This window comes from Bdellovibrio sp. HCB209 (assembly GCF_047306065.1).
Taxonomy (GTDB): domain Bacteria; phylum Bdellovibrionota; class Bdellovibrionia; order Bdellovibrionales; family Bdellovibrionaceae; genus Bdellovibrio.
In genome coordinates this window covers 2497063-2520656 of the sequence record NZ_CP178618.1, presented here as the reverse complement: position 1 = coordinate 2520656, position 23594 = coordinate 2497063, and the positions used below count along the sequence as shown (strand labels likewise).

At 46.2% G+C, this 23594-nt stretch carries 24 protein-coding genes; 16 read left to right on the top strand and 8 right to left on the bottom strand.

Annotation, left to right across the window (positions count from 1 at the left end):
* The first annotated feature begins 96 nt into the window (after positions 1-96).
* Positions 97-315: a hypothetical protein gene (locus ACLVWP_RS12295; protein WP_413557597.1), complete on the top strand. Its 219-nt coding sequence runs from the start codon at positions 97-99 to the stop codon at positions 313-315.
* A gap of 50 nt (positions 316-365) precedes the next feature.
* Here ACLVWP_RS12295 and rodA read toward each other — a convergent pair whose 3' ends face one another.
* Genes rodA through mreC form a run of 4 tightly spaced genes read right to left on the bottom strand, consistent with a single transcriptional unit; the run spans position 366 to position 5036 of the window.
* Positions 366-1490 (bottom strand): rod shape-determining protein RodA, encoded by a 1125-nt coding sequence (gene rodA, locus ACLVWP_RS12290; RefSeq protein ID WP_413557595.1) that lies wholly within the window; start codon positions 1488-1490, stop codon positions 366-368.
* Positions 1491-1492: 2 nt separating this feature from the next.
* A complete protein-coding gene (gene mrdA / locus ACLVWP_RS12285; RefSeq protein WP_413557593.1) occupies positions 1493-3487 on the bottom strand; it encodes a penicillin-binding protein 2 in 1995 nt (664 codons plus the stop codon).
* Entirely contained in the window at positions 3484-4020 is a 537-nt protein-coding gene (locus ACLVWP_RS12280) for a hypothetical protein (protein ID WP_413557592.1), read from the bottom strand. The genes mrdA and ACLVWP_RS12280 overlap by 4 nt, the downstream gene beginning before the upstream one ends.
* Entirely contained in the window at positions 4017-5036 is a 1020-nt protein-coding gene (gene mreC, locus ACLVWP_RS12275) for a rod shape-determining protein MreC (protein ID WP_413557590.1), read from the bottom strand. Before mreC ends, ACLVWP_RS12280 begins: the two co-directional genes overlap by 4 nt.
* A 165-nt stretch (positions 5037-5201) precedes the next feature.
* Here mreC and ACLVWP_RS12270 point away from each other — a divergent pair, with 165 nt between their 5' ends.
* The 8 genes from ACLVWP_RS12270 (at position 5202) to ACLVWP_RS12235 (ending at position 11546) form a co-directional block, all read left to right on the top strand.
* Positions 5202-6236, top strand: coding sequence for a SurA N-terminal domain-containing protein (locus tag ACLVWP_RS12270; protein ID WP_413557589.1), 1035 nt, complete (start codon positions 5202-5204; stop codon positions 6234-6236).
* A complete protein-coding gene (locus tag ACLVWP_RS12265) occupies positions 6173-6880 on the top strand; it encodes a hypothetical protein (RefSeq protein ID WP_413557587.1) in 708 nt (235 codons plus the stop codon). Before ACLVWP_RS12270 ends, ACLVWP_RS12265 begins: the two co-directional genes overlap by 64 nt.
* 205 nt (positions 6881-7085) lie before the next feature.
* Positions 7086-8156, top strand: coding sequence for a hypothetical protein (locus ACLVWP_RS12260; protein WP_413557586.1), 1071 nt, complete (start codon positions 7086-7088; stop codon positions 8154-8156).
* 9 nt (positions 8157-8165) lie between these two features.
* Entirely contained in the window at positions 8166-8564 is a 399-nt protein-coding gene (locus tag ACLVWP_RS12255) for a hypothetical protein (RefSeq protein ID WP_413557584.1), read from the top strand.
* A 179-nt stretch (positions 8565-8743) separates the two neighbouring features.
* A complete protein-coding gene (locus tag ACLVWP_RS12250; RefSeq protein ID WP_413557583.1) occupies positions 8744-9484 on the top strand; it encodes a TIGR02147 family protein in 741 nt (246 codons plus the stop codon).
* Positions 9481-10419: a hypothetical protein gene (locus ACLVWP_RS12245; RefSeq protein WP_413557582.1), complete on the top strand. Its 939-nt coding sequence runs from the start codon at positions 9481-9483 to the stop codon at positions 10417-10419. The genes ACLVWP_RS12250 and ACLVWP_RS12245 overlap by 4 nt, the downstream gene beginning before the upstream one ends.
* A 10-nt stretch (positions 10420-10429) precedes the next feature.
* Complete coding sequence (locus ACLVWP_RS12240) at positions 10430-10894, top strand: hypothetical protein (protein ID WP_413557580.1); 465 nt, start codon at positions 10430-10432, stop codon at positions 10892-10894.
* Between the two features lie 202 nt (positions 10895-11096).
* The gene (locus ACLVWP_RS12235) at positions 11097-11546 is read left to right on the top strand and encodes a hypothetical protein (protein WP_413557578.1); all 450 of its coding nucleotides are present in this window, start codon (positions 11097-11099) and stop codon (positions 11544-11546) included.
* A 58-nt stretch (positions 11547-11604) separates the two neighbouring features.
* Here the strand turns inward: ACLVWP_RS12235 and cdd are convergent, their stop codons facing one another.
* Together cdd and ACLVWP_RS12225 are read right to left on the bottom strand one after the other, a co-directional pair.
* Positions 11605-12009, bottom strand: a complete 405-nt coding sequence (cdd, locus tag ACLVWP_RS12230) for a cytidine deaminase (RefSeq protein ID WP_413557577.1) — start codon at positions 12007-12009, stop codon at positions 11605-11607.
* A gap of 46 nt (positions 12010-12055) precedes the next feature.
* Positions 12056-12625 carry a Maf family protein gene (locus tag ACLVWP_RS12225; RefSeq protein ID WP_413557576.1) on the bottom strand — a complete coding sequence of 190 codons (570 nt, stop codon included), beginning with the start codon at positions 12623-12625 and terminating at the stop codon, positions 12056-12058.
* Positions 12626-12706: 81 nt separating this feature from the next.
* Between ACLVWP_RS12225 and folE2 the strand changes: the two genes are divergently transcribed.
* The 6 genes from folE2 to ACLVWP_RS12195 all read left to right on the top strand — a co-directional run bounded on the left by folE2 (position 12707) and on the right by ACLVWP_RS12195 (position 19802).
* On the top strand, positions 12707-13618 hold the full coding sequence (gene folE2 / locus ACLVWP_RS12220) for a GTP cyclohydrolase FolE2 (RefSeq protein ID WP_413557575.1): 912 nt from the start codon (positions 12707-12709) through the stop codon (positions 13616-13618).
* A 78-nt stretch (positions 13619-13696) separates the two neighbouring features.
* Positions 13697-14200: a Fur family transcriptional regulator gene (locus ACLVWP_RS12215; protein ID WP_413557573.1), complete on the top strand. Its 504-nt coding sequence runs from the start codon at positions 13697-13699 to the stop codon at positions 14198-14200.
* Between the two features lie 565 nt (positions 14201-14765).
* Entirely contained in the window at positions 14766-15431 is a 666-nt protein-coding gene (locus ACLVWP_RS12210; RefSeq protein ID WP_413557571.1) for an SWIM zinc finger family protein, read from the top strand.
* Positions 15432-15562: 131 nt separating this feature from the next.
* Positions 15563-16000, top strand: a complete 438-nt coding sequence (locus tag ACLVWP_RS12205; RefSeq protein WP_413557569.1) for a hypothetical protein — start codon at positions 15563-15565, stop codon at positions 15998-16000.
* Between the two features lie 152 nt (positions 16001-16152).
* Positions 16153-18753, top strand: coding sequence for an excinuclease ABC subunit UvrA (gene uvrA / locus ACLVWP_RS12200; RefSeq protein WP_413557568.1), 2601 nt, complete (start codon positions 16153-16155; stop codon positions 18751-18753).
* Between the two features lie 14 nt (positions 18754-18767).
* Complete coding sequence (locus ACLVWP_RS12195) at positions 18768-19802, top strand: DUF475 domain-containing protein (RefSeq protein ID WP_413557567.1); 1035 nt, start codon at positions 18768-18770, stop codon at positions 19800-19802.
* Here the strand turns inward: ACLVWP_RS12195 and ACLVWP_RS12190 are convergent.
* Together ACLVWP_RS12190 and ACLVWP_RS12185 are read right to left on the bottom strand one after the other, a co-directional pair.
* Positions 19741-20640 carry a DMT family transporter gene (locus ACLVWP_RS12190; protein WP_413557565.1) on the bottom strand — a complete coding sequence of 300 codons (900 nt, stop codon included), beginning with the start codon at positions 20638-20640 and terminating at the stop codon, positions 19741-19743. The two genes, ACLVWP_RS12195 and ACLVWP_RS12190, sit on opposite strands and share 62 nt — an antisense overlap.
* A 3-nt stretch (positions 20641-20643) precedes the next feature.
* The gene (locus tag ACLVWP_RS12185; protein WP_413557563.1) at positions 20644-21366 is read right to left on the bottom strand and encodes an FAD-binding oxidoreductase; all 723 of its coding nucleotides are present in this window, start codon (positions 21364-21366) and stop codon (positions 20644-20646) included.
* A 112-nt stretch (positions 21367-21478) separates the two neighbouring features.
* On the opposite strand from ACLVWP_RS12185, the gene ACLVWP_RS12180 reads away from it, so the two are divergent.
* Positions 21479-23506 carry a hypothetical protein gene (locus ACLVWP_RS12180; RefSeq protein WP_413557562.1) on the top strand — a complete coding sequence of 676 codons (2028 nt, stop codon included), beginning with the start codon at positions 21479-21481 and terminating at the stop codon, positions 23504-23506.
* Positions 23507-23594 lie beyond the last annotated feature (88 nt).

Below are 23594 nucleotides of genomic sequence, written 5' to 3'. Positions count from 1 at the left end.
CCAGTGCGTGGAAGCCACTAGGCCAGTGCCAAATCGCAGTTCTGAGTCAACTTGTGATAAATAGATTAGACTTAAAAAGTATCAGGGAGGTTTCAAATGCCTAATCAGCAGTTACCTACAGACGCTAATTTTTCGCGCCTGCAAAAAGATGATGAGGAACCCTATCAGTCGTCTGACTTTGCTTCTCCGGGGTTGATCGTGAATCCGAACCGCAAAGAGGGTAAAACCAAAATCGATGATTGGAACAGTCGGGTAGGAGAACTTTCAGAAGTGATCGACAGTGAAGGTCATAGAGTTCGGATTAACCACTACTAGAAAATAAAAAAGGCTCCGAGTTTCCTCGAAGCCTTTTTGTTTTTTAAATTCTAGAACAGATATCTGCGGTAAGCGACGGAGGAGACTAATCCCAGGCCCGCCATGGTGGTCAGCATGCTCGATCCACCGTAAGAGAGAAGTGGTAAAGGGACACCCACGATAGGCAAAAGTCCGATTACCATTCCCATGTTCACGAACATATGCCAGAAGACATAACAGAGGACCCCCACCGCGAGGAGGGCTCCAAATTTATCCCTCGCATTCATCGCAATACGGATTCCCGTAAAGAACAAGTAACAGAAAAGACCAATCACTAAAATAGAGCCGACAAAGCCATGCTCTTCAGAAAGAACAGAATAAATAAAGTCCGTGTGGCGCTCTGGCAAGAACTCAAGCTGTGACTGAGTTCCTTTCATAAAGCCTTTACCAAAGAAACGACCTGAACCCACGGCGATTTTAGATTGGATCGAGTTATAACCCGTTCCGCGCGGATCGCTTGTCGGGGACAAGAACGTCAAGACACGATTTTTTTGGTAGTCATGCAGGACGAACTTCCAAGCAATCGGCAAAGCTACGATACCAGCTGCGATTGCTGTGAAAACGATCCAGCGTTTTACTTTCGTAAACAGAACCATCGACCCACCGATGGCCGCCAACATCATTGCTGTTCCTAAATCGGGTTGCTCAACAACCAGAACAAATGGCACGCCCAAAACAAACAATGGTCCGACCATTTCCTTGAAGCCCATGCCATCGCCATGCGTGCTCTTCGTCGACAAAATTTTCGCCATCAACATGATCAGGGCTAATTTCATCGTTTCAGAAGGCTGGTAACGGAAGAATCCAAGGTCAATCCAACGTTGCGCGCCCAAAGCAACCTTACCAAAGAAGGTCACGTACAGGATAGCTCCGAGATTTAATATATAGATGATGATCGCAATGCGGGTGATGATCGCGTAATCGATCATCGTCATGACCAGGAATACTGTCCAACCAACAACCAACCACATGATCTGAGAAATAAACAGATTGGAGACGTCGACAGAACTTGGTCCGTGAGTCGCGCTGTAAAGGTTGATCAAACCGATGATGTTCAATCCCAGGATCACGACGATAAAGTTAATATCTAATTTTTTGAAGAGCGTTCTCTCTTCAACGTGTAATGCGTTTAACACGATTATTCTCCCTCAGTCGTGGTCGCTGCTTCGACCTTTTTCTTTTCGCCTTTGTTCTTTTGAGCATTGGCGATGATATCTGGATGGTATTTTTGGAAGTAAGCATTGTAGATGTCGCGAGCAATCGGAACACCACCGGTATTACCGTGGCAGGAGTGCTCAGCCAAAATAGCTACAACGATTTCTGGGTTGTCAGCAGGGGCGTAAGAAACGAACCAGCCGTGATGGCGCATATGGATTGGACGAGCTGTACAGCTCGCATGGATCTGATCCGCCGAGAATCCCATAACCTGTGCAGTTCCAGTTTTACCTGCGAACTCAACCCCTGGAACTTTCCAGTAACGAGCCGTACCGCGAGGACCATTGGCCACCAAGCGCATACCTTCTTTAACTACTTTGAACGTTTCAGGAGTGACCTTCACGCCATTTGGTTGTGGCTGTTGCAGGTCGCGAATCACTTGTGGGAAGTTTTCACGCAAAACTTTACCGTCTTGGTCAAGGACCTTACGGATAATGAATGGCTTAACAACTTTACCCTCTGTCGCAATCGCATTGTAAGCAATCGCCATAGAAATCGGAGTCACAGTTACGAAACCCTGACCGATGGCTGTACTCAAGTTTTCACCCGGTTGCCATTCTTCGCCGACAGTTGCTTTCTTCCATGCAGAGTTCGGCATGATACCAGAAACTTCACGAGAAAGTTCGATTCCAGTTTTTTGACCGACACCCATAGGGGAGATGTAATCAAACATCTTATCAACACCCAATGCGATACCCATTTTATAGAAGAACACGTTCGAGCTCTGTTCAATCGCTTGGAAGACCGTGATATTACCGTGACCTTGTTTCAAGGCATCATGGTAAGGACGGCGACCGAAATAGAACACACCCGGTGCAGCGACGATCGTTGAAGGTGTAATTACTTTTTCATTCAAGGCAGCCACTGCCACCAACGGCTTAAATGTCGAGCCCGGTGGATTGTGATCTTGAATGATTTTATTACGAAGTGGTTTGAACGGATCGTTGATCAAGCGAGACCACGTTTGTGGCGAGATCCCTGTCGAAAACTCATTCGGATCAAATGATGGAGCAGAAACCCACGCCAAAACTTCACCGTTTGTTTTCATCACCATGATACCACCGATATGACCGCGGCTGTCGACGCCAGTCACATTGAAGGCCTTATAAGCGGCTTCTTGAATATCACGATCGATCGTCAAAACAGCGTTATTACCATGCACTGGCACCTGATCGCGGATTTGCTCGCCATAAATATTCGGAGTTTGTGTCACAGCCTCGCGACCATGGGCATCGACTTGGATAAAGCTGATACCATCGGTACCACGAATATCGCGTTCCAAAGTCTCTTCCAAACCACTCTTACCAACCAAGTCACCTTGATCGAACTTCAGAAGCCCTTTGTACATCTCGTTAAAGATAGGAATTTGACGTTTAGAAATCTCACCCACGTAACCAAACAGTTGGGCGCCGTTTTCTTTCAGAGGATAGTAGCGAACGATAGATTCACGAATCTCAAGTCCCGGAGTATCCAAACGAACACGTTTAAGACGGAAGACCTCTTCGCGGCTTAAGTTTTCTTTCAGACGAATTTGTGCGAAAGGACCGTTTTGTTTACGGGCTTTTTGCACCTTCTGAATAACTTTATCTGGTTCCATTCCAAGGATAGGACCGATCGTCGCCGACAAGGATGGCAAGTCCTCAATATATTGAGGCGTCAATAAAACCTCAAAGCCTGGCAGATTTTCGACCAGAACTTTTCCTTCGCGGTCTAACATAAGACCACGGGGAGCAGAGATTTTATTTTGTTTAATACGGTTTTTTTCCGAGAACTCACGAAGCTCGTTACCGGAAATGATCTGCAAATACCACAAACGCATCGTGAAGATAGAGAATGTGATCGCAATCATTATATAGAACAATTTATAGCGGCTTTGGTATTCCTTAGCCTCATCAGGATTACTGACGTAAGTACTCATAGGTCAAATCCTCCAGGCTCATGCACAAGTTCGTCCTGAGTGACTTTGTCGATCTTAGATAGCAGCCAATACATTGGCAGCGCACAAGCAGGTGTCATAATGATCTGCAAGAAACGATCGAACAGTTCAAAGCTCGCCGGGTTTTTTTCCAAAACCATCGACAGCAAGAAATAGATTAGGTGATAAGCCACAGCCGAGAAACCGCACATGATTGTGAAGTAACCGCCGCCAGTCCAGAAAACGCGGCTTTTGATTCCGTAAACCAAAGAGAACAGGATCAAAAGAGAGAAGAGCATCATCTTAAGCGGCATCGCTGTAAAGATCAGAAGGATCGCACCCATCGCATAGATCGTAAAGATCGCGGGGAAGGGTTTACGATACAGAGTCATATAGACTATCAAATTCAGCCACAACAGCGGAGCCGCCGTATTGCCAAAGAACTGGAACCACAAAGTTGTCTGAATGCCTGCGATCAACAACAGAAGGGCCAGGAAAATTAAAAAGTTGAGGGTCGCGTTCCAGCGGATTTTCACTGTTGTTTCTCCTCAGTTTTCGGAGAAGCAGCTGGTGTTGGTGATTTTTTAACTTCTGGCTTAGGTGTCGCAGTTGCGCTCGCAGTAGGTGATGGAGTGACAGCTGGTTTAACCAAAGTCGGAGTTGCAGAAGCTGGAGTTTGATTAACTGCTGGAGCATCTGTGCCTGGAGTTGCATTAGGGACAACAGCGTCAGCAGCAGCTTGCGGAGCATATTTATCAGCGAAGTCTTCTTTAGCAGAATCAACGATGATGAAAACTTCTTCTACTTTGTACGGATCAACAACCGGGCGAAGATCAACTTTCAAAGATACAGAGAAGGTTTTTCTTTCTACTGATTCAACGATCGCAACTGGGAAGCCTTTAGGGAAGATATTATCCAAGCCACCTGTGACAACTAGGTCGCCTTCTTTAACGTCTTCCGTGCGCTCTACGTATTTCAAAGAGCAGCTTGTTTGGCTTTTACCCTCAACGATACCGTGAGCGCGAGTGCGTTGAACGATACCATCTACAACGGCATAACGATCTGTGATCAACATAACGTGGGCTGTGAATGGTTCAGGTTTAAAGATATAACCCAAAACACCTTTTGTTGTGATAACAGCCATGCCGCCTTTAAGGCCGTCTTGAGTTCCTTTGTTGATCGTGATCGTGTTGTGATCGATCACCAAGTCACGGCCAATCACTTGCGCCGAAGTCAGTTTCATTTTCGTTGTTTGTTTGAACTCTAGCAAACCACGCAGACGATCATTTTCAATTTGCAGCTCATTCATGGATTGCAAACGGCTTTGCAATTCATTGTTAGTGCTGTGAAGGTCGGCGCTTTGTTTCTTGATATTAATCAAGTCCAAGTACATCGCTGTCGTGTCCTTGACCCCATGACTGAAGCCGAAGAAGGTTTCGGACACAGCGCTGCCTAACATGCTAAATGGTTTTACCAACCAATGTGATTCTTGAGGGCGTTGCTGCATGTTGATGGAAATGAGTGGCAAAGCCAAAACGATTCCGATGAGCACAAGTTTTTTGAGATCAAAGTTGAAAAAGTTCAAATGTCACCTACCTAATACTTTCCAACGCTATCAAAAGAGTTAAGGAATTCAACAATTTCCCCTTGAAAATTTATAAAAATCGTAAGGTAATGAAACCGCTTGTTTTGAAGTTAGTTTTAGGAAGGATTTTTTATGAGCGAAAATTTAGCAGATAAAATGAAAAGAAAGCTGAATGCTAAGAGTGTAACAGCGATTATTCTTTTCGGTGCTATCATTCTTACTTTCGTACTTACAGGGGCTCCTGGCAGAATGGGCATGGGCGTTGGCTCTGCGGCACAGGTAAATAACGCGTTGATCTCAATTGCGGACTTCCAATCAGAGGAAAACCGCGTTGCTGAATACTATAAAAACATCTTCGGAAGTCAGATGGATTTTAGCTCTCAGCGTCAACTTCTTCGCCAGCAAGCGATTGAAAACTTGGTACGTATGGAGCTTGTTTCCCAAGCTGCGCAAAAAAATGGCATTATCGCTACTGACGCGGAAGTCCGTGATTTCATCGTTAAAGATGTTCCGTTCTTCCAACAAAACGGTGTCTTCCAACGTGAATTCTATTCTCGCTTCTTGGAAAACTCTCGTACAACTCCGGGTGATTTCGAAAAGAAAATCAGAAAAGACATCTCTAACATCCGCACTCGTCACTTGTTTGAAATCGCAAACCGCACTCCGGCTGCTGAATCCAACAAAATGCAAGAGCTTCGCGGCACAAAAATCAATGTTTCCTTCGCTAAAATTGACGAAGAAGCTTTGGTAAAAGCGATCACGAAAGAAAAAGCAGACGCTGCAATCAAGGCTTTGGATGAAGCTTTGGCAAAAGGCGACGAAGCTGCTGTGAATGCACAACTTAAAGATATGAAAGCGGGCTGGGAAGAAACTGGCTTGGTTGAAATCGGTGCTGAGCAGTTCCCTAAGATCACAAGCCGTGTGGCGACTGAATCTATCTTTGAATTGAATAAAACGGCTCCATTGTTGAAACGCATCGTGCGTGACGGCAACCAAAAGTACGTTTTGAAATTGAAAGAAGTTAAAGTTGAAGGTGCGAAAGCTCTTGAGCCGATGACTCTTGAAATGGCGCAAAAACGTCGTGGTGATGGCATGTTTGAAACATGGATCAACCAATTCCGCAAAGACTCGCACGTAACAATGAACAAACAAGTGATGGAAATGTAGTTTCCATGCTTCAGTTCGTACGCGAAATTCCTATTTCGATCGTAACTCAATCAGCCTCGTCCGCAAGACGGGGCTTTTTGTTTAAGATGGCTGCGGGTTTCTCGAAAGAGATCAATCCTCTGTCGGGAATGAGCGTTAATCTGGTCCTTGTAGATCAGTGGTTAGGGAAATTGAAAACAGACTTAGAGCAGTCTGTTTTCATTTCAAAGTCCGAAAGCTTGAGTCATGCCTTTGCCGAAATCATGGCGGTGGCAAGATTGAATCTTATCGAGCAATCTGAAAAAGAGGGTGCCGAGCTTACGAGCCTCGAGTTTCGAGAGGAACGCGGTTGGGGATTCTTCTGGCAGCATTTGCAATCGCCAGAACATCTTGTGATAAAGCACAGCCATTTCGTAGAGGGCTTTTTAACTGACACGGACAATGCTGCGCTGTTGAAGGTTGAATTCGAATGGATGCGTGAGCCTGACTGTGAGGGCGACTTCGCACACGAAGGTTTTAAGATTCTGAAGGTCCTAAAAGGTAAAAACCTCAGCGAACTGCAAGCTCAGTTGGCTTTGCATAAGGGCGGGGAGCTTGAGAGTGGCAGCTCTTTAAGTCAGATCCATATCCATAATTTGAGTAAAGGTTACTCGGTTCGTATCTAGCAAACGCATTACAATTCAGGGGCTTCTGGCAACGCGAGATCCTTAAAACGCATTAGTTCTCTATGGACTAAGTGTTAACGGACTTTGTTTGTTTGCCCCTAATGACCGTGTGCGTTTTTCGTCGATTCCCGCTAGAACTCATGAGCATATTCCAGTCTCTTCAAAGAGACATCGATGGATTTCATAGTAATGCGGAGGGGCGTTTATGAGAACTATTCTAGGGATTTTACTGTTCTTGTCTGCGGCGGCGGCACAAGCACAGATGGCATATGAGGCAAATCCTCCTCAAGGATTCTGCATGCAGAACTTCAATGCCTACGGACCACTTTATGCACCCAATACAACGGAACGTATGGATTGGATCGGATCACTTCTGATCTCGGCTCCACGTTGTCGTGTCGTGCAACTTCAAGAGGTTTGGAACTCTTCCAATATCGATCAAATCGAAAGTGCTGTGGGCAGACATTACTTCATCAGCTCACCCAACAAAGACAGCCGTATCGGTGTGATGTCGATGTTTGATGGTGAAGTGAAAGCCACTTGGACGTTCGATTTCAACATCAACAACCTGGGCGGATTCTTAGATGAAATCCGCGAGACCTTCGGTGTTAAAAAAGCCTTTCATATCGTGCAAGCTCGCTTGCCTGAAATGAACGAAGACTTTTACTTCGTAAATACGCATTTGCATCCAACCAGCACTGAAATCCGCATCACTCAAATTATGGATATGGCAAACTGGCGTTTGCGCAACCCACATTTGAAAATGTTGATGTCCGGTGATTTCAACGCCAACGAAAAATCTTTCGAGCGTGAATTCATGATGGCCGTGATGGGTCTTCATGATTCTTTTGCAGATGCTTTGGGTGGCACTTATCCTCCGGGCTATTGCACATACTGCGAGACGAATCCGCACAGCTGGATGCCAGGAAACCATATCTTAGATTATATCTTCGTCTCTAATGCTGGTGGCGCGGATACTCGTATCAAAGCAACAGCCGGCGAATTGAACATGCGCGGTCCTTTGGCAGAGCCACTTTCAGATCACTACGGTTTGCGCGTACATTTCAAAATTGCTGATGGCGACGGAGTTTTGACGGCGGAGCAATGGCAACAACGTCGTGATAAGACGATTCAGTTGATCTCTCAAGCGGAACAAATCTTGGTGGATTTCGGTGATCGTGATTTGAAACCGTACATCAACGAACTACAGTCTTTGCGTTACCAAATGCAAACTCAGCAGGGCGAGTACTATAACTACTTCGTTCAATACAGATAGGTCATCCCAGTGAAACTCATCGTGGTATTTGCATTCCTTTTGATTTCTATGATTCTAAACTTTGCCCAAGCGGCAAGTAAGCCCACATTGATCTGTCTTTTCACCGACCCAACAATCCGCATGGTTGTTTTGGCGAAAGGTGAAAAGATCGGGCAGGTGGGTGATATGGTGACTTACGAGCACTATACCACTCCGGGCGAGATGGGCTATGTCACTGAATCCTACGTTAAGGATGGCGCGCTTTCTATGAAAGTCTCTGGAGCGGCTCCCGAAGATGTGATTCTAGAGGTCGCCTTCGGAAAACCCGGTCGTGATGAAAACACGCAAACAACCTACCGAAATGCTGGTCTGCTAAAAACCGCTGATGACCAAGTCATCGTTTACGGCGGCTGCGATTTAGTGCCTTAACCACGCGGCAGTTTTGCCGCACTTTGCGGCCTGATAATTGGAAATCCACCTATTGCAGATGGTAAGTATTCTGTGCCAGCCACAGGGGCTGGTAAGAAAATTTACAACTGCGGCAGTTTTGCCGCATGTTGCGGCAAAATAAGTGGAAAATGACACAATTATCAAATAGAAGCATCCCCATGCTGATCAATCATCTCCAAATGGTTTTTGCGGAACGCAGTCGCAAGAACCCTTCTTATTCACTCAGAGCCTTTGCCAAAGCATTGGATATGGACTCTTCAACGTTGTCAGGACTCCTTAGCGGGAAGCGCCCGATGACGACAAAAACCGCGATGAAGATCATCGACCGTTTGGAAATCCATGAACCTTTGCAAGTGCAAAAGCTATTGATGGGAGTCTTAGGGGCTGACGAAGCTCCACAGGTCTATTCTGATATTGATCTGGATTCGGCAGAAATGATCAGCTCTTGGGAGCACTTTGCGATTCTAGCTGTTCTGGAGCTTCCGAAAGCAAAAACAGATACGACTTCGATTGCGAAGCGCTTGAACATTCCTATGGGAGTCGCTCTGGAGTGCTTGGTGCGCTTGCAAAAGCTGGGATTGGTGGCAAAAGAAACCACTCAATGGAAATTGACTGGCAATAACATGTCGACACCCAAAAACATTCCAAGCGCCAAAATCCGCGAAGGGCATCGTCAATTCATCAACAGAGCCATCGAATCCCTAGAACAGCATTCTGTCGAGCAGCGTGATATCACGGGTATTACGATGGCGATCAATAAAAAGAAGCTCGCTGAAGCCAAAGGCTTGATCGAGGACTTCCGCCGCAGGCTCTCGGCATTCCTTGAAGCGGGACCGCGCGATTCCGTGTACCGTTTGAACGTTCAATTGTTTCCGTTAACTCAGGAGAACCAAAAATGATGAAGCGAACCAAATCGCGTCTCATAATGGCGATCCTTCTTGTCACTCTCGGCGCTGCTGAGTTGGTGCAGGCGCAGCCGATGCGTTTTCAGGGGAAATCCTCGAAAATGGGTTGGACTTTGCCAGCACGCTCAACGATGTGGGCGATGCGTGATGGTTGGGATCACGGCAATGCAGGGGATTCCTTTGCTGCCGAATTTATCATGACGGCCAAGGATTTGGTTCAACATCTAAAAACTCTGCCAAGCACAGAACTAAAAGGTTTTAAAATCGAAACCTTTATTGGTGCGATTGAAACCACAACAGTGCGCAGTGAGCAGGTTCTGTACTACGAAGACGGCCGCGAAGTTGAGGGTATTAATAAGCCCGAGCAAAAGCTGATCTTGATCAATCGTCGCATGTGGCGTGAAAACCGTGTCGAGACTGAAACTTTACATCGTTATACATTCGTATTGCATGAATACCTTTGGATCATGGGGATCGATGATACCCAATACAAAGTGTCTGCTCCGATCGTGGCATTGTTGAGTGTTAAAAATAACGATCCATCGAAGTGGTGGAATCCACTGAATCCGGTCAACTATTTGACGTTGAATTTGGTTTACAATAGCGGCGCCTGCACGATTGACGGTGCCAGCTTTAACTTAGCGAAGACCGAAGAAATGGTGATGATTGAAACCAAGGGCGACTGTGGCGATGACTACCGCAAGGTGGTGATTGCTAAGAGTTCGTTAACAGCTCCGCCGTCTTCTAATGCGCGCGGAACTTTCCATCGCTTTCAAGTGGCGGTGATGGATCAAGCGGGCAACAGCTTAGGTCAACTGACTTATGAACCTGAGTGGGGGCGCTGTTTAGGTCCGCAAACAGGGGCCTGTGCTTCTTCCGGCAAAGTGCTTGTCGGTGGTGTCGAAATTATTTTCTGGTTAAGACCGTAAGGATACGAATATGAAACTGAATTTATTTATTCTACTGAGTTCTTTGATGATGGCTCCGCAAGTATTCGCGTACTCGGCCTGCGTGGGTGAAACTTACCAAGGTAAAATCGTGATCGTCGAGATCATGACAGAAGGCTCCATGGCCAGAGCACAAAGTGGTGTGGTCACCGTCGCTGAGCAAGACGGTAAAAAATATTCTTACCAATTACAAAAAGAAGAAATCGCCCAGTACTTTGAAGGTGGCGATACCAATAATGCAATGGTGGGACTTGCGGCTTACCAAGCCATGAACAATCCTGTTTGGATCATGTACAAAGGTATTAACTATCACGGTGATTTGGTCGCTGTCTTGCGCGATCCAAAGCGCGTGAAGCAGGTGGGTAATGAGATGCGCGTATGGCGTGGCCCTGGATTCCCTGCGGACCAACAAAGCCAATTCACTGACGTAGTTTGTAACTTCACGTTAGAGCAATAGGTTGCGCTAAAAGGTACGTCCTTACTTATTTCATCAATGTGAACTTTCCCAAGCCCAGTCTCATCGACTGGGCTTTTTCTTTTGTTCCGTATGCGGCAAATTTGCCGCGCTTTGAGTTTCCAGATTTAGGGTTTTTCATAGAGGGGGTGTTAAAAAGGTCCTATCGAAAGATAACAAACTTAACAAAGACCACGGAGACACTATGAAAGCATTAATTTTTGCGACACTTTTACTAGTCGGAGCATCGGCATTTGCGGCGCCAGCAACACCGCAAGTGGGTCAGCGGGTTACTTTGCACTGTACGTTTACGGAACCCTTCTTTGACATCACGATTGTTGGTTTTGATATTTATGAAGGGTACACGACGGGGATTGTAAATCAAGGTGACGCCGTTATTTACCAGGATCCATTCACATCAGAGGATGGTGTCTATCGCAAAGAAACGACAGTCCTAGCGGCCTCCACCAATAAAAAAAATGTTGTTGTGAAATTTGATTTGGGTGAGCCTTTAGGGATGCTAGCTCTACATATGGATCGCCAGGAAAAAGGCTCCGACGGAATGTCAGACGAAGTCTATGATATGTCTGTTACTTCAATTCACCTGAACGGATCACGTTTGAGCAATATCGGCGGCTGTAATTTCGAAAAATAGACGCTGAAGTTAGTTAAAAAAAAAGCCCGGGTGACCGGGCTTTTTTTTTGTTTGAAAACTAATCTAGATGTTTCGGAGTGAAGGCTTCTGGGAAGATTTCAGAGAATTTGAAAGTCTTCATTTTGCCAGTCAGATTTGCTGTGTAGATCACAGTGTCTTCGCTGCCGAACTCCGCAATCACTTGGCGGCAGAATCCGCAGGGAGGCCATGGTTTGTCAGCGTCACTGATAACCATCACTTCTTTAACAGATTTCGAAGAACCCTCGCTGACAGCTTTCCACAAAGCCACGCGTTCAGCGCACACAGTTCCACCGTAAGATGCATTTTCAACATTACAGCCGTTAAAAATTTGACCGTCGGCCATTAAAACAGCAGCACCGATGTGGGCTCCAGAGTAGGGAGCATGGGCGCATTTTTGAGCTACAGCTGCTGCATCATAGAGTTTCTTTTGCATGTCGTTCATAGGTGTCTCCTGTAGGTTCGCCAAGGGGCGACGCCAATTGTACGCTTTAAAGCGGACTACAAGTCTCTAATATTTTGCTCAGTTCAATCAAGGGTAAACCTTGGATCGCCGTAAAATCTTGGGATTCAATTTTGGAAAACAGCATAATGCCATGCTTTTCGATCTTATAGCTTCCGGCGCAGTCCGTCGGTATATCCAAGTCGACATAGCGTTCGATCTGTTCGCGACTCATCGCCTTCATATGCATGCGAGTGATATCGGTGTAGGGGATGGCTTTTTCTCCATCAAATACGCAGATGGCTGTTACCAATTCGTGCGTTTTGCCCTGCATGCTTAAAAGTTGCTCAATGGCCTTTTCGCGAGTGTGTGCTTTACCAATGATGCGGCCTTCAAAGGCCACCAATTGATCTCCACCGATCACGACTTTGCCTTCGCCTTTAAGGCTTGCGGCTTTAAGGAAGGCTAAGTGTTCGGCCAAGGCGCGGGGAGCTAGCGTCGGATCTTTATGCTTATCCTCGTCGATAGCAGGCGGTTGTGCTTGAAAAGGCACAGCCAAACGAGAGAGAAGTTCTTGTCTGTATTTGGAAGTTGAAGCCAGGATCAGTTGCTTTTTCATGTTATCGGTTATATTTCAATTCCGCTGTAAAAACTATAAAAACAGAGTCTTTACAGGGATTTTGCGGTAGAAGGCTGAACCATGACTAACAAACATCTTCCAGACGTCGCTAAAGAAACTCATACAGAAAAATTCGCACCCATCGACTGGGTGGGTATGGGTTCGATTGAACTTCCAATTATTTTGAAACAAGCTGATGGCTTGTATCGTATTCCCGCACGTGCTGATGCCAAGGTGAGCCTTGATAAAAAGGCTTCTCGTGGCATCCACATGTCGCGCTTGTATTTGATCACTCAAGACACTCTTTCAAAAAATGAAATGTCTTTAGATCTTTTGGGTAAAGCCACTGATGAGTTTTTGAAAACTCACGAAGAGCTTTCCACGCAAGCCTTGGTGCAAGTGCAGTTCGAAGCTCCACTCGTGCGCAAAGCTTTGAAGAGTGCAAACCAAGCTTGGCGCTCTTATCCAGTAGTGCTTTCTGCCTTCAACGAAAACGGCGTTAAGAAATACTACGTGGAAGTGGTCATCACTTACTCCAGCACATGCCCTGCATCTGCGGCTCTTTCTCGCCAGTTGATCCAAGACAATTTCAAACAACAATTTGGCGCTGCCTCTTTGGATTTTGACGTTGTTCATCAGTGGTTGGGAACAACTCAAGGGATCGTGGCAACTCCTCATGCACAACGCAGTTTTGCGCGTGTGAAAGTGGAAGTCGGCGCGAACTATGACTACGCGAAATTAATCGACGTGGTTGAGGAAGCTTTGCAAACGGCAGTTCAAGGTGCCGTCAAACGTGAGGACGAACAAGAGTTCGCACTTCGCAATGGACAGAACTTGATGTTCTGTGAGGACGCGGCTCGTCGCGGCAAAGAGGCCCTTGATAAAGAGAGTGATATTCTGGATTACGTGGCTGAATTCAGTCATGTAGAGAGTTTGCACCCGCACAACGCGGTATCTCATATCTCTGCCGGGAAAAAATTGCATACATTTTGAAATCTAACTGATAATCATTGTCAGAACAGTGGACTTTGACCCTCGTGGCGTCCTATAAATCTGTGTTCGAGGAGCCATATGATGGGACGAGATTCAGTACCAGTACTACCAAGACAGCATGACGAAGACATTGTCGTTCATCACGATCCGTTTGATGAGGCTGAACTTAAAAAGATCATCCGTGCATTGAATCTGAAAGTTACCAGCCAACGTATGGCGATCCTTAAAACTCTTCATGAAGGCCGTCGTCACGTAACAGCTCAAGAGCTTTACGAAAAATTGGCCAAGGATCATCCTGAAATCGGTTTCGCAACAGTGTACCGTTTCCTTCGTACATTGACTGAAGGCGCTTTCGTAACAGAAGTGCGCATGGGCGGTTTGCCAGCTCGTTATGAACTTACACCTAAAGGTCACCATGACCATTTGACGTGCGTGAAGTGCGGTAAGATCTGCGAATTCGAAAATCGCGCGATCGAACAACTTCAAGAAAAAGTCGCGAACCAATTCGGCTTCGCACTGACTCATCATATTTTGGAACTTTACGGCGTCTGCCCAGACTGCCAAGCGAAAGCGAACAAATAGAATCAAAAGGGAGCCACAAGCTCCCTTTTTTATTGGTGCCTCTACCAGAGTCCGTGAGAAAACTCCTGTCCTAGTTGGTTGTCCCGACCATGGGCCAATAACACGTTGGAGCTTTCCGATTTCTTACAGCGACCGGATTTTAAGAACGATTGCTAGAGTTAATAGCAAAATTATTAAAAAGCCTTTAGTTACCTTCTGAAAACGCCGAATACGTATGTACTTGGTTTTACGCATCCGATTCTCCTTTCCAAGCGGACGGGAGAGTCTCCAAAAGCGAATCTGGCAGAGGCTTGATTCGCTTTTGCATTTTTAAGGCCGGGCTGTTGAAAAAGGTCCATCTACTTCGTTGTCGGACCTGCACTTGCTCTTCGGCGTACTTGGAGTACGCCTGCGTGGCAGCGTAGATCCTCCGCCTTGTATCTGAACCTTTTTGAACAGCCCTCAGTTGCCGGTTTTAGGGATGCGGTGCGGAACCGGTGCGGTTCTGCTCTGCGTTTTTATTATCTGTTGAGTTGGGATTGGTATTTGCAGACACTGCTTTTGATTGCTCTCAAAGGATTCTGTGTTGTCTGTTGAAACAGCTTACGAACATTTTTTTAAACCTGAAGTGCGCAAACAAGGTCGCGAAGATCTTGCTGAGGGATTGGCCGTTATGTCGGTCGGTGGTGATGCGCGTATTGAAGGGTATGTGAAGGCCTCGAAGCCTCACAAAGTTTTGTTCGTGGCTGAAAATATCGCGAGCAACACATTCGCAGTTGATTGCTCGTGTCCTTCAGCGACGAAGGGGACATTTTGTCGCCACATTTGGGCGATGCTGTTGTTGACCGAAAAGAAGCATCCGGACTTTTTGGATTCCAAAACGAATTTAGAAAAAGGTTCTCTGTTCACGGTGGTGGAATCTCCATTCAAGGCTAAGCAAGCTGAGTTCAAAAAACAGCAATATCAAAAACAAAAAGAGCGCGCGAAAATTCAACGCCAAGAAATTAAAAACAAGGCTAAAGGACTTTCTAGCAAAACAACCAAGGGAACGACGTTTTCTCAAGACGTTAACGCCGCTTTTGCTTTCTTTTCTGTGAACGGATTTCCTATGGAAAACACGTTGAATGAAGAATCGCTGAAAGATGCTAAAAAAGTTTTGGCCAGAGTTTTTCACCCTGACAAAGGTGGAACTCATGATGAAGCCGTGATTCTGAATTATCACTATCAAATCCTGATGGATTATCTGACTTAGTCGATGAATTGCGGGTATGTGAGTCCATCTAGCTCGCAAGTTTTTAATACGCTGGTTAAAGAATAGTAGAGGTTGACGGACGGCCTGGGGCGTTCCATTGTGGGGGGCATAACAACGCTCGGGGAGAGTTTATGAAGTCAGTTACAGAGTTTCCGTATTTCACATTGAACACAGGTCTTGCAGCTAAAAAAGATTTGGCAGGTAAAACTCCTGAAGAAATCCAAACAGCTCTTGGCGAAAAATTCAAATTCGAAGGCGAAAAATTGACTCACTTCATGCACGCTCTTGAAGTAGCTGCTACTAACAACGGTCCAACTTTGCGCCGTGTTTTGGTTGCAACTTTCGCTGAAGGCGAAAAAGTTCCAGCTAAAGCTGTTCAAGCTGAAGCATTCCACTATGTTCCTGATTTCGTTCCAACAGCTAAACCAGCTGCTGAACCGACAACTGGCAAAGGCGGCCCTCGTAAAGGTGGCGGCAAAGGTGGCGATAAAAAAGGCGGTTCTCCATGGGGTATGTCTCCTGAAGAATTGGCTGCTAAAAAAGGTAAAGGCGCAGCTGCTAAAGCTTAGTCTTCAGATCTTGAGTGATATTTTGAAAAGGGAGCTTCGGCTCCCTTTTTTATTGTCCAGCCACAGCGTCTGCTCAGTGGATGTTCTTGATGCGCCAAGGCGTTGGGCCTGAGAGTTGTGCCTCCGAGTCAACAGGCGTACACTGTGAGGCTATGTCGCAAGCAGAAGATGGAATCGTAGTAAAAGGCGCCAAAGAACATAATCTTAAGAATGTCAGTGTGACTATTCCAAGGAACAAGATCACCGTTTTTACGGGGCTCAGTGGTTCGGGAAAATCATCTCTGGCATTTGATACAGTTTATGCCGAAGGCCAACGTCGTTACGTGGAGTCTTTATCTGCTTATGCTCGTAATTTCTTAGAGCAATTAAAAAAACCGGATGTCGATGTGATCACAGGCTTGTCGCCAGCGATTGCGATCGATCAAAAATCTGTCAGCACAAATCCGCGTTCCACTGTGGGAACGGTGACGGAAATCTATGATTACCTCCGCTTGCTTTACGCCAAAGTTGGCGTGCCTGAGTGTCCTACGCATCACATTCCGGTCAGCTCACAAACTCCGCAGCAAATTATCGATGATGTTATCAAAAAAGGCCAAGGCGCTAAATTCTACGTTTTGGCTCCGATGGCTTCTGGTAAAAAAGGGGAGTTCTTAGCTGAGTTCCAGCGTTGGGCGAAAAAAGGTTTCGTCAAAGCCAAAGTCGACGGAAAAATGATCGACCTGGATAAAGCGACAAAGCTTGCGAAAACCAAAACCCATGACATCGACTTGGTCGTGGATCAATTGATCATGAAAGACACGATGAAGATGCGCTTAAGTGAAAGCATCAACACCGCTCTTTCCATGGCGAATGGCCGTGTGATCATCGAAACACTTGACGGCGAAAGAACGAATTACTCGCTTCATTCTGCGTGTCCTATTTGCGGTTATTCATTTCCTGAAATTGAACCGCGTATGTTCTCCTTCAATAATCCGCGCGGTGCCTGCCAGACTTGTAATGGCTTGGGTACTTTGGATTTGGAAGAGGAAGAACAATTCTCTGACGGCGAAGTCGGCGGTAAAAAGCTCGATAAGGTCGTTTATAAATACAAAGGCAAAAAAACTTCAGACGAAGACGATGAAGACGGCGAAGAAATGGTTTTGCACGATTGCCCTGATTGCCATGGCTCACGTCTAAGACCTGAAGCTTTGAATATCAAAGTTGCAGAAAAAACTATTTCTGAATTGGCAGTACTAAGCGCTGCGGATTTGCGTGAATTCCTAGCAAAAGTAAAATGGCGCAGCAAGGATGCCTTAATCGCAGAAAAAATCGTCAAGCAAGCTACTGACCGCTTGGATTACATGATCCGCGTGGGAACGAGTTATCTGTCGATGAATCGTTCTTCGCGTACGTTGTCGGGTGGTGAAGCTCAGCGTATTCGTTTAGCGACTCAAGTAGGTTCGTCATTGATCGGTGTTCTGTATGTGATGGACGAGCCAAGTATCGGTTTGCATCCTCGCGATCACCATCGTTTGCTGGATATTATCGGAGAGCTGAAAGATCGCGGAAACACGATCTTGCTGGTAGAGCATGACGAAGACACCATTCGTTATGCTGATTTCGTTGTCGACTTGGGACCTCGTGCAGGTCGCTTGGGTGGCGAAATGATGGCGCAGGGAACTCCGGAAGAGTTGGAAAATAATCCGAACTCTTTGACGGGTAAATATCTGAAAGGCGAAGTGCGCATTCCAGTCCCTAAGCAACGTCGTCCTGGCAATGGTCAGTTCATCGAGCTTAAAGGTGCGACAGGCAATAACTTGCAGAATGTGGATATGAAAATTCCACTGGGGACTCTGACAGCCGTCACGGGAGTTTCTGGTTCTGGTAAGTCGACACTGATTATCGATACTTTGTACAAAATTTTGGCGCAGAAGTTTTATAAAGCCCATGCCGAGCCTTCTCCGTACAAAAAAATCGAGGGCTTGGATAAAATCGATAAGGTTATTGATATCAATCAACGACCGATCGGACGTACACCGCGTTCGACACCAGCTACTTACGTGGGCCTGTTCCCGATGATTCGCGATTTGTATGCGAATCTTCCGGATTCAAAACTTCGTGGTTACGAACCGGGTCGTTTCAGTTTTAACGTCAAGGGTGGCCGCTGCGAAACTTGTATGGGGCACGGTCAAATCCGCGTCGAGATGCACTTCTTAAGCGACGTCTTCGTGATGTGCGATACGTGCTTGGGCAAACGCTACAACCGCGAAACCTTGAATATTAAATACAAAAATAAATCTATCGCCGAAGTTTTGGATATGAGTGTAGGCGAGGCTTTGGAGTTCTTTAAAAACCACAGTCAAATTTATCGTAAGCTTGAGACACTCCACCGAGTGGGCTTGGATTACATGACTTTGGGACAAAGCTCGACAACGCTTTCGGGTGGTGAGGCTCAGCGTGTGAAGCTTTCTAAAGAGCTTTCCCGTCGCGGAACGGGTAAGACTTTGTACATCCTGGATGAGCCGACCACAGGTTTACACTTTGATGACGTCAGAAAGCTGGTAGAGCTGCTTCAGGAGCTGGCTGATCAGGGGAATACTGTCTTGGTTATTGAGCATGCGATGGAGGTTGTTAAGACCGCCGATCACGTGATTGACCTGGGGCCTGACGGTGGAAAACACGGCGGTTTGATCGTGGCAACTGGCACACCGGAGCAAATAACAAAAGTTAAGGAAAGCGAAACTGGAAAGTTCTTGAAAAAGATCCTTAAATAGAATTACTTGGTGGAATGCTTAAATATTTCACTGGTTCTATTGCCATCACGATCATCGGTCTTATCATTTCGTTCTTTATCGGTCAGTACTACGGCGGCACGACAACAGCAGCTATCGAGGCGTTGTTCATCGCATCCGTTTTGGCCGTTCTTGAAATTTCATTGTCATTCGATAATGCCATTGTAAATGCCACAGTTCTTAAGGACATGACTCCGGTTTGGCGTCATCGCTTCCTGACGTGGGGTATGCTTATCGCCGTCTTCGGTATGCGTTTGGTATTCCCACTCGCGATCGTGGGTGTGATGGCGCAGATCAATCCTTGGGAAGCCCTGGTCATGGCTGCGACTCGTCCAGATGAGTACGCGAAACTAATGCTTGCTGCTCACTTGGAAGTGGCGGCCTTTGGCGGAGCCTTCTTGTTGATGGTGGCTTTGCGTTTCTTCTTTGATGCGGAAAAAATTGAGCATTGGTTGGCTCCGGTTGAAAAGCCGTTGGCGTTCTTGGGCCGCGTGGAAGCGATTCATATCGGTTCAGCCTTGGCGATCTTGATTACGATTTCTCACTTCATGCCTCAGCAAGATGAAGCTTATGCTTTCTTGAAATCAGGTTTGGCCGGTTTGATCGTATTCGTCGCAGTGGATGGTATCGGTGCTTTCATGGAAGCTTCCGAAGAAACTATGCACAACGTTCATAAGGCAAGTGCGGCGAGCTTCTTGTATCTAGAAGTTCTAGATGCATCCTTCAGTTTCGATGGTGTGGTGGGCGCGTTTGCGATCACTCACAACTTATTCATCATCATGGTGGGCTTGTCGATCGGTGCGTTCTTTGTACGAAGCCTTACGATCATGTTTGTTGAAAAAGAAGCCTTGGCAAAATTCGCCTACCTTGAGCACGGTGCTTTCTATGCGATCTGGGTTTTGGCTCTTGTGATGTTAACAGCTCCGTTTGTTCATATCCCTGAGTGGGTAACGGGTCTGTCTGGGGCAATTATTTTGGGGATTGCGTTCCTGTGGTCTTTGAAGAAGGGTCCCACAGAATCTGCAGGATAGAAGCTGCCATGATAATCAGAGCGCCGATTCCTTGAAACCAAGAGAGGCGCTCTTGCAAAAGTAAGAATCCAAATAAAGCCGCGAACGGGGACTCCAACAGGAAGATCATGCTCGCGGTTGAATCCGACAAAGTCTTCTGCGCTCGAATCTGAATCGAAAACGCAATCACACTCGAACCCATTCCCAAAGCTAAAACTCCCCACCAAGCTTCCCACGGTACATTTTGATAGGTGAAATGATTCTGAGTTAAAAGCAGGGGTGTGATCATCAACAACACCCAAATGGATTGGAAGTTGTTAAAGCGAAAAGCATTGCCGACTTTGTTTGAAATTTTTCCGATATAAATAATATGCCCAGCGGCCATCACGGAACACGCGAGCGTCCAAAGATCTCCGCTATTCACATCACTTAAGTTCGCATCCATCAGAATGAATGTTCCAACCAAGGCAACCAAGGCCAGAGCATAGTTGATCCAAGAACTGCGCGATTTAAAAAGGACCGTATTCAAAAGAGGAACTAAGATGACATAGAGGCTGGTGATGAAACCACTTTTAGTGGCGGTGGTGTCTTGCAATCCGATGGTTTGCAGTAGCAGCATAGTGCCCAGGAAAAATCCCGCGGGCAGTGCGCGTTTGAAGTCGTCCTTGGCCGTTGTCAGCCGTGGTCCGCGCATCAGAAGGTAGAGAAGTTCCCCAAAAACAGAGGCGATTAAAAAGCGATAGACCAGAGTTTCAGTCGGAGTAAATCCGCGCAAGGCCCAAACTGTCGCAACAAAACCAAAGCCCCACAGGGCTCCGGCAATAATCAGTTCAATGGCCGCGCGATTTTTCGTCGTCACTTTTTAGTCGAAAGCTTCAGACCAGATGCGAGTTTTATCGATACCATCCACTTCGATCAATTGGTGTTTTACTTCCTTGATCATGCCGCCGTTACCACACATGTAGAACGTCGTTGGGATGTTTTTATAATCAAATTCCGAAATGAAATTTTGGATGTAACCTTTTTTACCTGTCCATGAATCTTGAGGACGACTCAAAACAAACTCCCACTTGAAATCAGGAAGTTCTTTCGCCAAAGCCTCAAGCTCTGGTTGGTAGTACATGTCTTTTTCAGTGCGGACACCGAACAGCAGACGGTATTTCAAATTTGGATACTGTTCTTTTTTAGACAGCAGATAGCAAATGTGCTGCGAAAGACCTGTGCCTGTGTTCAAGAAAACAATTTGTTCTGTCGGCGGTTCTTGGAAGAAAACTTTTCCGAAAGGACCTGTGAAGTTGAGTGTTTCGCCACCCTTCAAATTCCAAACAAAAGTCGAGGCAATGCCATTATCAACGTACTTGAAAAGTAGACGGAAACCATTCGGAGTTCTGTCATCAGAAGCGATCGAGTACGCACGCAAAACGGGTTTTGCTTCACCTTGGGGAACATTCAACATTACAAACTGGCCAGCTTTGAACTTGAATTCCGCTGGTGAGTCCGTTTTCATCACCAACTCGCGAACAGAGGGTGTATGATCGATGATTTGTTCTACCTTCATGTGATAGACGGTGCGCGCTGAAGACATTTTTGCTCCTTAGATATCGAGCAGTCATAATCCGAAATTCCCAGACAGTCCAACAATTTAGCTTGTTACATGAGTTCGTATTCAATAAACTTACAAACAGTGAGGTATCTTCGTGAATAGTGCACAGCATCTGGTTTTATCTCTGTTAATGGTCATGGGTTTTGCTGCTCACGCACAAGAAAATGTCGACGCAGGTGATGACATTCCTGCTCCGCAGCAGTCGTTGATGAAGTCCGCAGCGACTAAAGAATTCAATAAACCACTGTTTTTCGATCAAATTGATAATGGCGTTCTTTTGCCGCCTCTTGAGGTTGAGTACGATCTGACAGCTGATAAGGGTAAATCCTTGAAGTTGGGTCCAATCACTTTGAATGAGAAATCATTCAACTTCCGTCTTTTGCCGTTGGGTAAAGCACATCCGCAACTTTCTAAAGTTCTGACTCCGCAACAAAGAAACGAAGAAGCTCTGGTTATGGATTGGCCTTTGGAGTTATTGGCTTCCGGTTCTTTAGAAATGATCTCGCGCACAGGGACAGTGTTGTGGCAGCGCGATATCACTGAAGTCGATCAAAAAGCATGGTCTGCGCAAGTTCAAAACTGGCGTGCATCTTTGCTCGCACAAAAAGTTCCAGCGGCAGAGTTGGGCACGAATGGATTCTTTGGATCTTCTTTCGCGATTCCAAATTTCAAAGCGGCGGGTTCTCCATTTGGTCGTTTGAATGAAATTTTCCGTTTCTGTCTGACTCAACAAGTGGGCCGCGGTTACAGCCGCCTGTGCTCTCAATGGTATGGTAACCAAAAATTGGAAGGCCAAGTTGTTTTGGGTAAAGCACGTGTGGATGCAACAACTCCGCGTGTTTTGATGAACAACGAAGAAACATTGCTTCGTCAATCAGCTCCAGCTCCTGCAGAAGGCCCGACATCTTTCTTTGCAGAGCTTGCAACCGGTGAAAGCTATGAGTTCATGGTGGAGCCGAGCAAATTGCAACTGATGGATATCGCAGATACGGCTCGTCCGGGTCTTTTGCGTATCGTGGGTTATGACACGCGCCCTATCGGCCGTTCTGTGGTTTTGAATCCTGATCAGTATTTGAAAATCACCAAGCTTATCGGCTTTGAAGCAACGATTGGTGATGCTCGTAAATTTTGGGCTGCACCTCTTCGTACGGACGATGCGAAAATTTATTTGCCAGGTCAGGGCGGAGGGATTTTCAAACAGCGTTTTGAGCTTTCCGTGATCCCGCGCAGACAGTCGCGTTTGTACTTGCACCAAGACACTCCGACAGGGACGTATAACGACAACATCAAACTTTTTGGTCGTAAGATCAAAGAAGTTTCCGTGAACACAGATCAAAACTCGGTGTCTGTTGAAAAAAATGAGCCGAATGAATTCCTATGGAGATTCAAAGCGACAGAGCGTGGAGAGATCAATCGCTCCTATTTGAACGTCGAATACGAAGGTCAAACATACCGTTCTTATTTTGAAATCTACAAAGGTTACCCTCGTGAATTGTCAGCACGTCTTTCGGTTGCGAAGTCCTCAGCAGATTTCGTATTCATGGGCGAGATGGCTTACAACCAATGGTTCGAGGACCTTTTCACTTGGACGAACTATTGGGTGTCTCGTCAGCGCTGGGGTATCAGTGCTAAGTACTTCCGCTCGTTCAACGAAATCAAAGTCAGCACCGCTGGTCGCACGGCACCTTTGGATGTGTTGACGGTGGACTTGAAATACAGATTTGTTCCGGGTCTTTGGAATCGTGATGAAACTGTGGGTATGATGGCTTCCTATCAGAACGTAAACTTCGGTGTTTTGACAGCGCCGATGGTGGGTGGTGGTCTTTTCTGGGCGCGTTCAATGCCGAAAATGATCGACGATATTTTCAATATCTTGCCATTGTTCCGCTATCCAAAATGGGTGGACGTAGAATTCATTTACTATACGCAAAGCATGGATTCAAAAATCAATCTGAACTCTTCGATGTCTTTGAATTTCCACGGTAAGGTTTTGTGGACACAAAGTCTGTTCGGTGAGGCGGGATTTGGTATCAAACGTTACGCGTTTGTCGACACAGAATTGAATCAAAAAGCAGATCTTAATACGTTCTACGGAACGGTCGGAATGGGCCTGAGCTTCTAAGCTTTGAGTGCCCCTCAAGGCTCCTTTGTTGATCTTTTAGACAGGGAGTCCCTCTCAGAAACCATTAGTTAACGCTTACCGTGGTCCT